Source organism: Aeromonas sp. 602200, from assembly GCF_049173895.1.
Classification (GTDB): Bacteria; Pseudomonadota; Gammaproteobacteria; order Enterobacterales; family Aeromonadaceae; genus Aeromonas; species Aeromonas veronii_A.
The window spans coordinates 65,273-78,147 of record NZ_JAAKSL010000006.1 but is presented as its reverse complement, the minus strand read 5'-3'; the positions used below and the strand labels follow the sequence as shown (position 1 = coordinate 78,147).

Sequence of the window (12,875 nt, the reverse complement as noted above, 5' to 3'; positions counted from 1 at the left end):
GAGCCCAGATGAACACTGCTTACTTTCTGATTAACACCGTTTTCGATCTCTACCTGATGGTGATCCTGCTGCGCGTCTGGCTGCAGTGGGCCCGCGCCGACTTCTACAACCCGATGAGCCAGATGGTGGTCAAGCTGACCAATCCGCTGGTGATCCCGCTGCGCCGCGTTATCCCTGGCTTTGGCGGCATCGATCTCGCTTCCGTGGTGCTGGCGCTGGCCATCGCCTTCGCCAAGCTGGCCCTGCTCAAGAGCATGAACGTGCTGCTGGCGGACTGGCTCAGCATCAGCCTGTTTGCCGCGCTGACCGTGCTGAAGAAAGCGGGCTCGATGATCTTCTGGGTACTGCTGATCCGCGCCATCCTGAGCTGGGTCAGCCAGGGCCGCAACCCCATCGAATACGTGATGCATCAGCTGACCGAGCCGTTCCTCGCCCCTATCCGCCGCGTACTGCCGGCACTGGGCGGACTGGATCTCTCGGTGCTGGTCGCCTTTATCGGCCTGCAAGCCATCAACTATCTGCTGGGTGACCTGTTCGGCCAGCTGTGGTGGATGATTTGATGCCAGCCGTCCTGCAACAAGGGGATGAACTGGTACTGCATCTGGTGATCCAGCCCAAGGCGAGTCGGGATCAGATCATCGGATTGCATGGCGAAGAGTTGAAAGTGGCCATCACGGCGCCGCCCGTCGATGGCCAAGCCAACAGCCATCTGATCAAGTTTCTGGCCAAGCAGTTCAAGGTGGCCAAGGGACAGATCACCATAGTGCGGGGCGAGCTGGGGCGACACAAAACCGTCACCATCGACAGCCCCAAACAGTTGCCGCAAGAAGTGAGTGCACTGCTGAATGACACGCAAGGCTGAATGAATTGGCCTGCGCCAACCGTAGATATGAGAGGGATGACAGATGAAAACAGCCTGGATTAGTAGCCTGCTGGCACTGCTGATGACCCTGCCGCTCAAGGCAGAACAGATGAAGGAACTGGGGCCCTGGCTGGTGCACTACAACGCCTTCAACTCCAGCTTCCTCACACCAGAGGTCGCCAAGGCGTATGGACTGGAGCGCAGCCGCTACAACGCCATCATCAATATCGCGGTACAGGACAAACAGAAAGTGGCGCAAGCAGTGGGGATCACCGGTGAGGCCAAGAACCTGACCGGTACCATCCGCACCCTGAACTTTCAGGAGGTAAAAGAGGGCGATGCCATCTACTATCTGGCGACCCTCCCCTACCGCAACGAAGATACCTATCAGTTCACCCTGAAGATCATGGGCGGTGGGCAACAACAGAACCTCAGCTTCCAGCAGACCTTCTACGTCGACTGAGCAGCAACAAGAAGCCCCGACCAAGGTCAGGGCTTCATTTTATCCATATGACAAGGGCGCCATCAGGGCGCCCTTGTTGCATCTATTCCGTACCGCAGCGGTTACAGGGCGAGGAACAGACCGGCCAGACAGGCGCTCATCAGGTTCGCCAGCACGCCAGAGAGAATTGCGCGCATGCCGTAACGGGCGATGAAGGATTTGCGCTCCGGCACCATGGAACCCAGACCGCCGATCAGGATCGCCATGGAGGAGATGTTGGCAAAGCCGCACAGGGCGAAGGTCACGATGGCCTTGCTCGACTCGCTCAGGGTCTGATCCTGCACCAGACCGATAAAGGCGACGAACTCGTTGACCACGATCTTGGTACCGATCAGAGCGCCAGCGGCTTGCGCCTGATCCCAGGGTACCCCGATCAGCCAGGAGACGGGGGCAAACAGCCAGCCCAGAATGATCTGGAAGCTCAGATCCAGCCCCACCAGACCGCCAGCCCAACCCAGCAGACCATTCAGCATGGCGATCACGCCAACGAAGGCCAGCAGGGTGGCACCGACCGCCACCGCAATATTGAGGCCAGACATGGCGCCATCGGCCGCCGCTTCGATCACGTTGGTGGCGCGGGGGATCTCCACATCCTGATGGTGATCGACCTCTTCAGCTCCCGGCGGCACCAGGATTTTGGCCATCGCCAGACCGGCAGGGGCCGACATGAAGGCGGCAGCGATCAGGTATTTCAGCTCAACCCCGAGGCTGGCATAGCCCACCAGGGTGCCACCGGCGACGGAGGCGAGACCACAGCTCATCACAGCGAAGAACTGGGAATCGGACATCTTGGAGAGGTAGGGTTTGACCACCAGCGGCGCTTCCACCATGCCGACGAAGATGTTGGCGGTCGCGGAGAGGCTCTCGGCGCGGCCGGTGCCCAGCAATTTCTGCAAGCCACCACCCAGCAGGGCGATCACCCGCGGCATGATGCCGATGTGGTAGAGGATGGCGATCACCGCGGAGAAGAAGATGATGACCGGCAACACGTTGAAGGCAAAGATGAAGCCCAGCTTGAACTTGGCCAGATCGCCGAACAGGAAGGCGATCCCCTCCTGACCATAACCGATCACGCTACTTACGCTCTCGCTGACCCCGTTCAGTACGTGCTGACCAGCAGGCAACCAGAGCACCAGACCGGCAAACATGATTTGCAGGCAGAGGGCAAGGCCAACTGTTCGCAACGGGATACGACGACGATTATCAGAGCAGATGACGGCAAGCGCCAGGATACTCAGGATGCCGAGCAGGGCAATCATAGGGACTCCATCAGGTGGGGCAAAAGATGGGCGCGGATTCTGCGCCTCTCCCCACGTCACTGCAAGTCCGCTTGGTTACAAGCCTGTTAGAAAAAACGTTTGCACGATATCGGTTGCGCCAACTGGCTGATTTGGTTCGATTTTAGTATCAGGAGAAATCGAGAGTTCTTAAATGGAAACAATCATTCCTCACCACCGGACAATTTACCCCCGAGCCAGGGGGCCAGTCGCTGCTCCCAATAGGGTTCGGGGCCAAAGCGGGCCTTGAGGAAATCGATGAAGAGACGGATCTTGGGATCCAGATGTTCGCGCCGGGCGTAAACGGCGTGTACCGCCATCTGTTGGTTCGGTCGCCACCCTGGCAGCACAGGGATCAGCTTGCCGCTCTGTAACTCCTTGTCCAGCAAATAGTTGGCGATATAGGCGATGCCGAGCCCGGCCAGTGCAGCATCCCGCACCGCCTCCGCCATATCCACCCGATAGTTGCCCGCCACCTGCACCGTCTGGCGCTCCTTGCCCTGGCGAAACGACCACTGGTGATAGCGCCGCTCCCGGCTCTGGTAAGTGATGCAGTTGTGCTGGGCCAGATCCTTGGGATGAAGCGGCGTGCCGTGGCTCAGCAGATAATCCGGCGAAGCCGCCACCACGAAGCCGATGTCGGCCAGCCGCTGTCCCACCAGCCCTTCCGGCTTGTCCTCATAGGTGGTAAGCCAGAGATCCAGCCCCTCATCCACCAGATTGGTTCTGTGGTCGAACAGCGAGACTTCCAGCTCCAGCTCGGGATAGCGATCCTGAAACGCCTTGAGATGAGGAATGACGTGCAAGCGGCCAAAAGATTGGCCCACCCCGAGATGGAGCACCCCGCTCACCTTGCCACGCCGCTCGGCGATCATGGAGTCCGCCTCCTGCGCCACTGCCACCAGCGCATGGCAGCGACGGGCATACTCCTGACCCAGCTCGGTCAGGACGAAGCGGCGGGTGGTGCGCTGGACCAGCTGGGCGCCAAGGGTGGTCTCCAGCAGCGCCAGCTGCTTGCTGATATGGGATTTGGAGACCCCGAGACGACGGGCGGCGGCAGAGATCCCCTGCTCGCGCACCAGCGCATCGAAGATCACCATTTGAGGAAGACGTTGCAGCACAGGAGAACCGGATTGAGTGGCGGGAGCCCATTATTCCAGAGCCGCCCGCCAAGGGGTAGGGTCAGAGCCCCAGCGCCCGGGTGATCTGCAGTTTGAGGGGGTCGTCAGCCGGATTCTGGTTGGCGCCGTAGCTGGCGATCAGCTTGCCATCGCGCCCCACCAGATACTTGTGGAAGTTCCAGTTCGGCTCATCCCCATCAGCGGCCGCCGCCAGCCCCTTGAACAGCGGTACCGCATCGGAGCCACGCACCGCTACCCGATTGAACATCGGGAAGGTGACGCCATAGTCGCGGCGACACACCTCGGCGGTCTTGGTCTCGTTGCCCGCCTCCTGCCAGAAGTCGTTGGAGGGGAAACCGAGAATAATCAATCCCTTATCCTTGTAGCTTTGGTAGAGCTTCTCCAGATCGCGGAACTGGCCGCTGTAGCCGCAATAGGAGGCGGTATTGACCACCAGCACCACCTTGCCCTCGGTCAGCTGACAGAGGTTGTGGCGCTGGGCATTGTTGAGCTCCCGCATCTCCACATTGAAATAATCTGGGCACGCCGCAGAGGCCGCGCTGGCCCCCAATAACAGCAACAGAGTGAACCATTTCATCGCCAAGACTCCTTTTGTTTTGTCAATCATACGCGGTTACCAGAGCCGCAGTTCACTCTCAATGCAGGGGAATGCCGGTCAGCCAGCCGTGGCCCCAGAACACCAACAGCGCGGTGGCAGCCAGGCCCGCCCCGACGCTGATGCCGGTGCCCGTCCAGTTGGCCGCCGGACGGGGATATCGCTGCCAGTCCCGCACCGAAATCCAGACCATGCTCACCAGCGCCCACAGCCCGATGCCGCCAAACAGCACCAGAGATCTCGCCTCGCTGTTGACAAGCAGATGGGCCACCGCCCAGAGCAGGGTACCGAGCAGTTGGGGATGCACCAGCCAGCGGCGCAGATGGTTGGGCCCCTGGCCGGAGAAAAAAAGGATCAGCGCAAAGGGCATCATCACCGTCATGGTCATCGGCCCCCACTCCGGCAGGAAGTAGAGCGGCAGCGAGCTGGCCGAGCGCCAACCAGCGATGATGCAGGCGATGGCGATAAACACCAGCAGGGAGAAGAGCCCCTTGTAGCGATTCTCACCCAGCCGTTCTCTCAGTCGCGCCCGATGGGCCACCGCAAAACAGGGGTAGAGATGGATCAGGGTAAACAGCGCAACCCCCAGGGTCAGCAGGAACATGAGTCTCTCCTTGTACTTGGTACGACCACTATGCCGTAAAGGGAGATTTGCGCCTATCAAAACCGCGCTGACCCATGGAGTCAAAAGTGTGGCAAGACAAAGGAGCAGAAAGAAAAGAGCCGATCACGATGGATCGGCAAATAAGTGCCAGGGCAGTCAGACATCTCGCGGGATGGGAGATGCCCCAAACGGGGATATTGAGTGGCCGATGGGGCGCATCGGCCGAACCGGATCAGCCCTTGAGCTGATAGAGCGCCGCTACGTTGCGCGCAGTCAGCTGAATGTTGGTGCTGGCGCTCTCCAGCGCCTCCGACAGAGACATGGCGCGGTTGACCACGGCGAATACCGCGTCCAGACCGTGATCATGTACCACACCGCAATCGTCGGTCAGGCAACCGGAGATACCGATCACCGGCTTGCCGAACTGCTTGGCGCAACGTGCGACACCGATTGGCGTCTTGCCATGGATGGTCTGGCTGTCGATGCGCCCTTCGCCGGTGATAACCAGGTCCGCATCGGCCACTTCATCGGCCAGCTTCAGGGCTTCAATCACGATCTGAATGCCGGGCTTGAGTTCGGCACCAAGCAGACCGACCAGCGCGGCCCCCATGCCACCGGCAGCGCCCGCCCCCGGAATATCCTTCACCTGCTTGCCAAGGGCCTGCTCAATGCAGTCGGCATAACGGGAGAGGTTGGCATCGAGCTGCGCCACCATCTCGGGGGTCGCCCCCTTCTGCGGGCCAAACACCGCAGAGGCGCCTTTCGGGCCGCACAGCGGGTTGTTCACATCGCACGCTACCTCGATAACCAGATCGCTCAGACGCGGATCCAGACTGCTCAGATCGATGGTCGCGAGCTCACTGAGACCTGCGCCACCCAGAGCAATAGGCGCACCATCCGCTTTGAGCAACTTGCCGCCGAGCGCCAGGATCATACCGGCACCGCCGTCATTGGTAGCACTACCGCCGATACCGAGGATGAGGTGCTTCACCCCCATCTCCAGCGCAGCCAGGATCAGCTCGCCGGTGCCGAAGCTGGAGGTGAGCAGCGGATTGCGCTGCTCGGGCGCCACCAGATGGATACCAGAGGCGGCAGCCATCTCGATGACTGCGCGCTGGCCATCACCCAGCAGGCCGACGAAGCCCTGCACCTTGTTACCTAGGGGCGCGGTCACTTCGACCGGCAGGATGCGGCCACCGGTGGCATCCACCAGCGATTGCACCGTGCCTTCACCGCCATCGGCCATCGGCAATTTGACGTAGGTGGCGTTCGGCAGTACCTGCTTGAAACCGGCCTCGATGGCATCAGCCACCGCCATGGCGCTCAGACTCTCCTTGAATGAATCGGGGGCAATAACAATTTTCATATCAATTCCTTAGGCGAGGCCAAACACGCCAAACATCAGGGTGGAGACAGTGGCAATGGTCAGACCGACTGCAGTTTCGTAAGGGATAAGTTTCAGGCGCTCACCTACCCCCATGTGGACGCTGCCACCGGTGGCATGGAAAAAAGAGCCGTGGGGCATGTGGTCAAACACGGTGGCACCGGCATGGATCATGGCCGCCCCGGCCAGACCGCTGATCCCCAGTTCAATCAGGGTGGAGCTGAATACGTTGGAGGCCACCACGGTACCGGCGGTGGTCGAGGCAGTCGCCAGCGACATCAGGGCACCGGAGATGGGCGCCAGCAGGTAAGAAGGCAGACCGGAGGCGGTCAGGCCGCTGATCAGCACATCTTTCAGGCCGGAGTTGGCGATGATGCCCGCCAGGGTACCGGTACCCAGCAGCATGATGGCCACCGGCGCCATACGAGCGAGGCCGGAGACCGCAAACTGGTTCACCTTGCTGAATTTACCCATCATCAGGGCGCCGACCAGACCACCGAGGGGCAGCGCAATCAGCGGATCCACCACGATACCGGCAACAGGACGCAGAGCCAGCAGCAGGATGGCGACCAGCGGTGCACTGATGGCGGCGGCAAAGCCTGGCAACTTGGCACCGGCAAAGCTCACCACCTCATCAGCAGCAACCTTGCTGCCCTTGTTGTTCAGACGCTTGGCCAGCCAGTAGGCCATCACCAGACCGAACAGACCCGGAATGATGCCCGCCGCCATCACAGAGGTGAGGGGCAGATGGAAGGCATCAGCCGCGGCAATAGCGTTAGGGTTGGGGGACATGACGTTACCCGCCTTGCCGCCGCCGATCATCGCCAGCAGGATGGCCGCCTTGGAGAGGTCGGCACGGCGGGCGATGGCCAGCGCGATGGGGGCGACCGTGATAACGGCCACATCCACGAATACGCCGACCGCAGTCAGGATCAGGGTTGCCAGCGCCAGCGCCAGCAGGGCGCGGGTTTCACCAAGTTTCTTGACGATGGTCTCGGCGATAGTGGTGGCAGCGCCCGATTCGATCAGTACACCCGCCAGCACACCGGCCGCCAGGATCCGCATCACCGCAGTGGTGATCCCCTGGGCGCCGCCGATCATCAGGGCGACGGTCTGGGTCAGATCGGCACCGCCAATCAGGCCACCGGCCAGGGCACCCACGATCATGCCGTAAGCGGGCGGCACCTTCTTCAAAATGAGGATGATGGCGATGGAGAGCGCCGCGATGGCGCCAAGGGCTGTAACCGGGATCATGACGGACACCTTCAATGGGAGTGAATGGCCGCCATTATGGAGATCTGCAATCAGAATGCTTTGGCTGATTAACCAAAAATCACATCATATAAATGTATTTTTTTGTCTAAATTCACAATCACAAGTCGAGATTAAGGCCGAGATAGAGCAAAAATTTGTCGTCTAACTTGTTGAAATTCAACCCGGTTATCTGCTCTATCCGCCCCAGCCGATAGCGCAGGGTATTGGGGTGAATGAACAGCGCTTCGGCACAGCGATGCAGATCACAATCCTGCAAGAAATAGTGGCGCAGGGTCTTCTGCAGCGCCCCCTTGCCATCTTCCCGGGCCAGTTTCTGCAGCGGTGCGCGCAGCTGATCCGCCTGCCAGGAGTCCGCCAGACTGCCCAGCAGCACCGGCAAACGGTAGTCCTCAAAGAAGTAGACCTGTTTGCGCGGCGCCTGCCGCATGCCACGGCGCAGGGTATCCCGCGCCGTCTGGTAAGAGCGCGCCAGCCCGTCGATCCCGGCGAAGTAATCGCCCACCGCGATATGCACCTTGAAGTGGGGAATGCGGGCCAGCAACTGCTTGATCCGACTGCGCTCCTGCGCCGATTGCCAGACGCCCTCACTCAACTGCGCCGGTTTGAGCACCACTATCTCGTCGAGCCCGTTGATGGCGACCAGATTGTCCCGCTCCGGATTTTCCAGCTGATGGACCAGCTCTCGCAGACGAGCCGGATCCGCCTCCTCCAGCGCCAGCACGGCCACCACCCGAGGCTGGGCCAACTCCAGTCCGAGAAAACGGGCCGCCTGCTGCAATTGATCGACTCGCCCCTCACCACGAATGAGCTGCAACACCAGCTCCTCCTTGTGGCGCTTGTCCCACTGCAGCTGCTCGGTGAGCGCCGCCTGCTCCAGGATCAGCTCGGCGGTCATTCGCACCAGCTCAGCGTAAGCACGCACTTCCTCCGGATCGCCGGAGATGCCGATCACCCCGATCAGCTCCCCCTGATAGGAGATGGGCAAATTGATGCCTGGTCGCACCCCTTTGAGCTGCAGGGCTGTCGCTTCGCTAATCTCCACCACCCGGTTTTCAGTGAGCGCCAGCACGGCCCCTTCGTGACGCTGATGGATCCGCTCCGGATTGCCGGACGCAATGATGAGGCCGTGTTCGTCCATCACGTTGACCGAAAAGGAGAGGATCTTCATCGCCCGCGCGACGATCTGGCGGGCAAGGTTATCGTTTAGCTGCATAACATCTCCGGACAAGGGGCTGATCTGGCTACGTCACCACGAGGCGATTCAGGGCACATGGGCGCAAAGATGCCACATCATCAAGACAAGCGAGAGGGGGATCGCTAGAATAGGCCACTTTACCCGATGTGTGCCCCGCCATGGAGCAGGAATTGCGTGCTTGCACCCGCCTGCCCGTGCTGGCCCATCCCTCCGATCTGGACTGTGCTATGGATTATGAATTTCGCCGCGACCCGTTTGGTGGCTATCGCGCCCGGTTCTCCATGGGCCATGAAGCCATCGGTCAGTGGCTGATCGACGAGGTTGGCAAGGATGAGGAGAAGCTCGACGAGCTCTTCTCCATCATTGATCAGCTCTCCAACCGCACCCGAGTCGAATACCGGCTCAACGGCGGTGACTACTCCCTGCTGCTGACCCATGAAGAGGCGGAGGTGAAAGCCAACGCCCTCAATATCGAGCTGGGTGAGGATCTTGACGATCTCGCCTACTACGATGATGAACAGCTGGCCATGTGCGGGCTGGAAGATTTTGCCCAGGTGCTCGGCTCCTGGCGCGCCTTTATCCGTAACGAGGATATGGGCTGATTGACCCAATGTCGGATTACTATGTCGGGCAAACGTGCCCTTTTGCCTAACTCAACAGGATTGACTATGTCTATTTACGATTTTGATGACGAACTGCCGGAAGACGAAGAACAGGAATCCACCAAGAAAGCGGCTGCACCTGCCAAGAAGAAAGGCAAGCAGGTGATGAACACTCAGGTCAACCTGAGCCCGCGCGATGCCAGCCGTCTGAACGGCATGCACGTTGAAGCGATCGCCACGCTGGACGACGTCAGCCTGCCGAAGAACGTCATCTTCAAGGCTGGCCTGATCGCCCTGGGCGAACTGGAAGCCGGCAAGCGCGCCGATATCATCGCACGCGTGATCGCAGAATCAGGCCGCTAATCGCCCCTGAAGGCATAAAGAAAGCCGGAGCCACTGCTCCGGCTTTTTAATTGGTGCCAATCTGCTCTGACTCAGGGTTGCTCACAGCGCAGCAGACGTGGCTGTCCCCAGGGAACCAGTTGGTCGTAATGGCCACTGGCACGTGCCGCAGCCAAGGCTTCGTTGAAGCGTTCTATCAGTTCGCGTCCATTTTGCATCTTGCGCGACACCAGCAAATAGAAGGTATCCCGCTGGCGAAAATAGGGGAGCGGTTGCAGATAGTTCGGGTCGCCGAACACCTGCATGCTGGCGTCCGCCGTCACCGCATCATTCATCGGCATCAGATCAACCCGTTTCCGCTCAAGCAGTTGCAGACATTGCACCAAACTCTTGGGGCGAGTGAGCCGCAATGAAAAACGGGCAATCACCTCATCTGCGTGACTGGTGCTCCAGCTGGCAGGAATACAGACTCTCAACCCCTGCCACTTGCCATCGAGTACCGCATCACTGCCACGATAGGTGAACCAGGAGAGGTGATCGATATGAATGGGGGCGCTGTAATAGAACAGCTTGGCTCGCTCACGCGTCCAGGCATAAGGGAAGGTGGCGGATGCCAGGCCGTTGCGAACCAGCTCGTAGCCCCGGTTCCATGGCAGGTAATCCACCTTCAGCTCGTCATAGCCAGCCTCGCGCAGCAGGGTCGTCACCAGCCGGGTGCTCTGCCCACCATCAGGCAGCCCGGCCCCGGAATAGGGCGAAAAATCTCCGGTTACCAGCGACAGGGGGGCGCATGACAACCATCCACACCAACAACAGAACAACCAGCCATAGTGCTTCATCGCCATCCCTCTCTTTACTCTCCAGTTCAGTATAGGAGGCTGACCCAAATAACCCGGTCTGGTTGCCTTTGCGCCAACGCCCCTGCTAAGGTGCAGCGCTTTTATTACAGAGGAGTTCCGATGTTACCCCTACCTGACATACTGATCTGGGCAGCACTGGCATTGGCCACCCTGCTCTGTATGGCACGCCAACGCCTGCCAGGTTTCCTGCTGCTTGCTGTGGCTCTGCTGCTGGCGCTCTGGCTGGATCGCATCACCACGACCGCACTGCTGGTGACGCTGGCAGCCCTGCTGCTGGCCTGGCGTCTGCCCACCTTCTCCGGCCATAGCCGCCCCCTCGCATGGTCAGCCCTGCTGGCATGGGCGGTGGCACTGACCCTGCACCTGATCCCCGGTTTCAGCAATCTCAAGGTGCTGGATCAGGTACTGGCAGGCCCCGCCAGTGTGCCATTCAACATGTATCTGAACCTCGACAAGCCACTGCTCTTCTTTGGGCTGCTGCTGGCCTGTCCGACGCTGCTTGGTAAGGGAGGCGCTATCCGCTGGCGTCCGCTGGCTCTGTTACTGCTGCCGCTGGGTGCCCTGCTGGTCATCGCCTGGCAGTTGGGGGCACTGAAACCGGAAGTGGGTCTGCCCCACTGGTGGTGGCTGTTTGCACTCAACAACCTGCTGTTCACCTGCGTGGCGGAAGAGGCGCTGTTTCGAGGCGCTATTCAGCAGGGGCTGACCGAGCGTTACCGCCCCTGGATTGGCATCATCGTGGCCGCGCTACTGTTCGGAGCCATCCACCTGCCCGGTGGCCCACTGCTGGCGCTGTTTGCGACCCTGGCAGGCTGCTGCTACGGCTTGGTATTCCAGCTCAGCGGGCGACTCTCCGTGCCCATCCTGATCCACTTCGCCTTCAACTTCGCCCATCTGGTGCTCTTCACCTACCCGCTGGCCAGAGCCTGACGGTCAACTGCGCGGCGTCTTGCCCTTGAACTGCTTGACGCTGCGTTTGGCCTGAGTACGGCGATTGGCCTGCTTGTCACGAGGGGGGCGTTTGCCCTCCCCGCTGGCAGGCTGGTCGGTGACCGGGAATCCCGCCAGATCTCCCAGCGGCAGCTCGCGGCCGGTCAGGGTGCGGATGGCTTGCAGCATGTCACTCTCGCCATGACAAACCAGCGAGATGGCCAACCCCTCGCGGCCAGCCCTGGCGGTACGCCCGATGCGGTGAACGTAGACAGGGGCACTGGCGGGCAAGTCCAGATTGATCACCAGCGGCAGCGCCTCCACATGGATGCCGCGCGCCATCAGGTCGGTGGCCACCAGCACCCGCACCCGACCCTCCTTGAAATCATTGAGCGCCTGCTCGCGCACCGCCTGCTCCTTCTCGCCATGGAGAGCAGCCACCGCAATGCCCGCCTTGGCCAGCTTTCTGGCGACCCCGTCGGCATCATCCCGCGCACTGATAAAGACCAGCACCTGCGGCCACGCCTGCTCCTTGAGCAGGCTGATGAGCGCCGGCACCTTGCTGCTCTTGTTGACCAGATAGAGTCGCTCTTCGATCTCGTTCACCACGCTGTTGAGGGGTGTGGCCTCGATACGGGTTGGCTCACGCAGCAGGCCGTTGGCCAGCGCTTCCAGCTCGGCAGGCAAGGTGGCGGAGAAGAACAGGGTCTGGCGATCCGCCGGAATAAAGCCGAGCAGCGCCTTGATGTCGGGAGCAAAGCCCATCTCCAGCAGGCGATCCGCCTCATCCAGCACCAGCAGCTGCAGACCATCCAGCCCCAGCAACTGTTGGGTCAGCAGATCCCGCAACCGCCCGGGTGTAGCCACCAGCAGCTGTGGCCCCTGCGCCAGTTCGGCCTGTTGCCGCTCCTGCGCAACGCCCCCACACAACGTCACGATGCACAATCCCAGCGCCTCGGCCCCCTCTTTAAGCGCGGCAGATACCTGAATCGCCAGCTCGCGGGTTGGCACCAGCACCAGACCCTGCACCTGGCTGGAGGCAGGATCCAGCCGTTGCAGCAGCGGCAAACCAAACGCCAGCGTCTTGCCGCTGCCGGTCTGGGCCAGTGCCAGCAGATCCTGCCCCGCCAACGCCGCCGGAATCGCCAGCTGCTGGATGCGGGTCGGCGTCTGCAAGGTGGCGGGCAAAGAGGCCAGCAGAGCGGGATGGAGGGCAAGTTCGCGAAAGGTCATGGCGCTACGTTAACAAAGAGAAGTGGGAGGCGAAGTCTAGTGAGCGGGGGCCGAGAAGTAAAACCCTATCAA

At 60.8% G+C, this 12,875-nt stretch carries 15 protein-coding genes; 6 read left to right on the top strand and 9 right to left on the bottom strand.

Annotated elements, in window-relative coordinates; translation table 11 throughout:
* The first annotated feature begins 8 nt into the window (after nucleotides 1–8).
* The 3 genes from G5221_RS09530 to G5221_RS09520 are packed head-to-tail and all read left to right on the top strand — an operon-like array spanning nucleotide 9 to nucleotide 1,325.
* Complete coding sequence (locus tag G5221_RS09530) at nucleotides 9–560, top strand: YggT family protein (RefSeq protein WP_005341416.1); 552 nt, start codon at nucleotides 9–11, stop codon at nucleotides 558–560.
* Nucleotides 560–862, top strand: coding sequence for a DUF167 family protein YggU (yggU, locus tag G5221_RS09525; RefSeq protein WP_123173809.1), 303 nt, complete (start codon nucleotides 560–562; stop codon nucleotides 860–862). The genes G5221_RS09530 and yggU overlap by 1 nt, the downstream gene beginning before the upstream one ends.
* Before the next feature lie 43 nt (nucleotides 863–905).
* Nucleotides 906–1,325 carry a DUF4426 domain-containing protein gene (locus G5221_RS09520; RefSeq protein WP_421263163.1) on the top strand — a complete coding sequence of 140 codons (420 nt, stop codon included), beginning with the start codon at nucleotides 906–908 and terminating at the stop codon, nucleotides 1,323–1,325.
* 101 nt (nucleotides 1,326–1,426) lie between these two features.
* On the opposite strand, the gene G5221_RS09515 is transcribed toward G5221_RS09520, so the two are convergent.
* The 7 genes from G5221_RS09515 to G5221_RS09485 form a co-directional block, all read right to left on the bottom strand.
* Nucleotides 1,427–2,623, bottom strand: coding sequence for a NupC/NupG family nucleoside CNT transporter (locus tag G5221_RS09515; RefSeq protein WP_005348874.1), 1,197 nt, complete (start codon nucleotides 2,621–2,623; stop codon nucleotides 1,427–1,429).
* A 182-nt stretch (nucleotides 2,624–2,805) separates the two neighbouring features.
* Nucleotides 2,806–3,741, bottom strand: coding sequence for a LysR family transcriptional regulator (locus tag G5221_RS09510; protein ID WP_421263179.1), 936 nt, complete (start codon nucleotides 3,739–3,741; stop codon nucleotides 2,806–2,808).
* 82 nt (nucleotides 3,742–3,823) lie between these two features.
* On the bottom strand, nucleotides 3,824–4,360 hold the full coding sequence (locus tag G5221_RS09505; RefSeq protein WP_005348870.1) for a glutathione peroxidase: 537 nt from the start codon (nucleotides 4,358–4,360) through the stop codon (nucleotides 3,824–3,826).
* A gap of 58 nt (nucleotides 4,361–4,418) precedes the next feature.
* Nucleotides 4,419–4,982 (bottom strand): NnrU family protein, encoded by a 564-nt coding sequence (locus tag G5221_RS09500; RefSeq protein WP_139462374.1) that lies wholly within the window; start codon nucleotides 4,980–4,982, stop codon nucleotides 4,419–4,421.
* Between the two features lie 232 nt (nucleotides 4,983–5,214).
* The gene (locus G5221_RS09495; protein WP_421222249.1) at nucleotides 5,215–6,348 is read right to left on the bottom strand and encodes a glycerate kinase; all 1,134 of its coding nucleotides are present in this window, start codon (nucleotides 6,346–6,348) and stop codon (nucleotides 5,215–5,217) included.
* Nucleotides 6,349–6,357: 9 nt separating this feature from the next.
* Complete coding sequence (locus G5221_RS09490; RefSeq protein ID WP_139707427.1) at nucleotides 6,358–7,620, bottom strand: GntP family permease; 1,263 nt, start codon at nucleotides 7,618–7,620, stop codon at nucleotides 6,358–6,360.
* A gap of 118 nt (nucleotides 7,621–7,738) precedes the next feature.
* Complete coding sequence (locus tag G5221_RS09485) at nucleotides 7,739–8,854, bottom strand: sugar diacid recognition domain-containing protein (protein ID WP_043820514.1); 1,116 nt, start codon at nucleotides 8,852–8,854, stop codon at nucleotides 7,739–7,741.
* Nucleotides 8,855–9,063: 209 nt separating this feature from the next.
* Here G5221_RS09485 and G5221_RS09480 point away from each other — a divergent pair, with 209 nt between their 5' ends.
* Both G5221_RS09480 and G5221_RS09475 read left to right on the top strand, forming a co-directional pair.
* Complete coding sequence (locus tag G5221_RS09480) at nucleotides 9,064–9,438, top strand: YacL family protein (RefSeq protein ID WP_031227767.1); 375 nt, start codon at nucleotides 9,064–9,066, stop codon at nucleotides 9,436–9,438.
* Nucleotides 9,439–9,504: 66 nt separating this feature from the next.
* Nucleotides 9,505–9,801, top strand: a complete 297-nt coding sequence (locus G5221_RS09475; RefSeq protein ID WP_005348860.1) for a hypothetical protein — start codon at nucleotides 9,505–9,507, stop codon at nucleotides 9,799–9,801.
* Nucleotides 9,802–9,872: 71 nt separating this feature from the next.
* On the opposite strand, the gene G5221_RS09470 is transcribed toward G5221_RS09475, so the two are convergent.
* Entirely contained in the window at nucleotides 9,873–10,577 is a 705-nt protein-coding gene (locus G5221_RS09470) for a substrate-binding periplasmic protein (RefSeq protein WP_254204244.1), read from the bottom strand.
* A 162-nt stretch (nucleotides 10,578–10,739) separates the two neighbouring features.
* On the opposite strand from G5221_RS09470, the gene G5221_RS09465 reads away from it, so the two are divergent.
* On the top strand, nucleotides 10,740–11,570 hold the full coding sequence (locus G5221_RS09465) for a CPBP family intramembrane glutamic endopeptidase (RefSeq protein WP_421263162.1): 831 nt from the start codon (nucleotides 10,740–10,742) through the stop codon (nucleotides 11,568–11,570).
* A gap of 3 nt (nucleotides 11,571–11,573) precedes the next feature.
* On the opposite strand, the gene G5221_RS09460 is transcribed toward G5221_RS09465, so the two are convergent.
* A complete protein-coding gene (locus G5221_RS09460; RefSeq protein WP_216952834.1) occupies nucleotides 11,574–12,803 on the bottom strand; it encodes a DEAD/DEAH box helicase in 1,230 nt (409 codons plus the stop codon).
* Nucleotides 12,804–12,875: the final 72 nt, after the last annotated feature.

Coding starts and splice junctions, on each gene's coding strand:
- G5221_RS09530 (WP_005341416.1), top strand. CDS start 9: ATGAACACTGCTTACTTTCTGATTAACACCGTTTTCGATCTCTACCTG.
- yggU (WP_123173809.1), top strand. CDS start 560: ATGCCAGCCGTCCTGCAACAAGGGGATGAACTGGTACTGCATCTGGTG.
- G5221_RS09520 (WP_421263163.1), top strand. CDS start 906: ATGAAAACAGCCTGGATTAGTAGCCTGCTGGCACTGCTGATGACCCTG.
- G5221_RS09515 (WP_005348874.1), bottom strand. CDS start 2,623: ATGATTGCCCTGCTCGGCATCCTGAGTATCCTGGCGCTTGCCGTCATC.
- G5221_RS09510 (WP_421263179.1), bottom strand. CDS start 3,741: ATGGTGATCTTCGATGCGCTGGTGCGCGAGCAGGGGATCTCTGCCGCC.
- G5221_RS09505 (WP_005348870.1), bottom strand. CDS start 4,360: ATGAAATGGTTCACTCTGTTGCTGTTATTGGGGGCCAGCGCGGCCTCT.
- G5221_RS09500 (WP_139462374.1), bottom strand. CDS start 4,982: ATGTTCCTGCTGACCCTGGGGGTTGCGCTGTTTACCCTGATCCATCTC.
- G5221_RS09495 (WP_421222249.1), bottom strand. CDS start 6,348: ATGAAAATTGTTATTGCCCCCGATTCATTCAAGGAGAGTCTGAGCGCC.
- G5221_RS09490 (WP_139707427.1), bottom strand. CDS start 7,620: ATGATCCCGGTTACAGCCCTTGGCGCCATCGCGGCGCTCTCCATCGCC.
- G5221_RS09485 (WP_043820514.1), bottom strand. CDS start 8,854: ATGCAGCTAAACGATAACCTTGCCCGCCAGATCGTCGCGCGGGCGATG.
- G5221_RS09480 (WP_031227767.1), top strand. CDS start 9,064: ATGGATTATGAATTTCGCCGCGACCCGTTTGGTGGCTATCGCGCCCGG.
- G5221_RS09475 (WP_005348860.1), top strand. CDS start 9,505: ATGTCTATTTACGATTTTGATGACGAACTGCCGGAAGACGAAGAACAG.
- G5221_RS09465 (WP_421263162.1), top strand. CDS start 10,740: ATGTTACCCCTACCTGACATACTGATCTGGGCAGCACTGGCATTGGCC.
- G5221_RS09460 (WP_216952834.1), bottom strand. CDS start 12,803: ATGACCTTTCGCGAACTTGCCCTCCATCCCGCTCTGCTGGCCTCTTTG.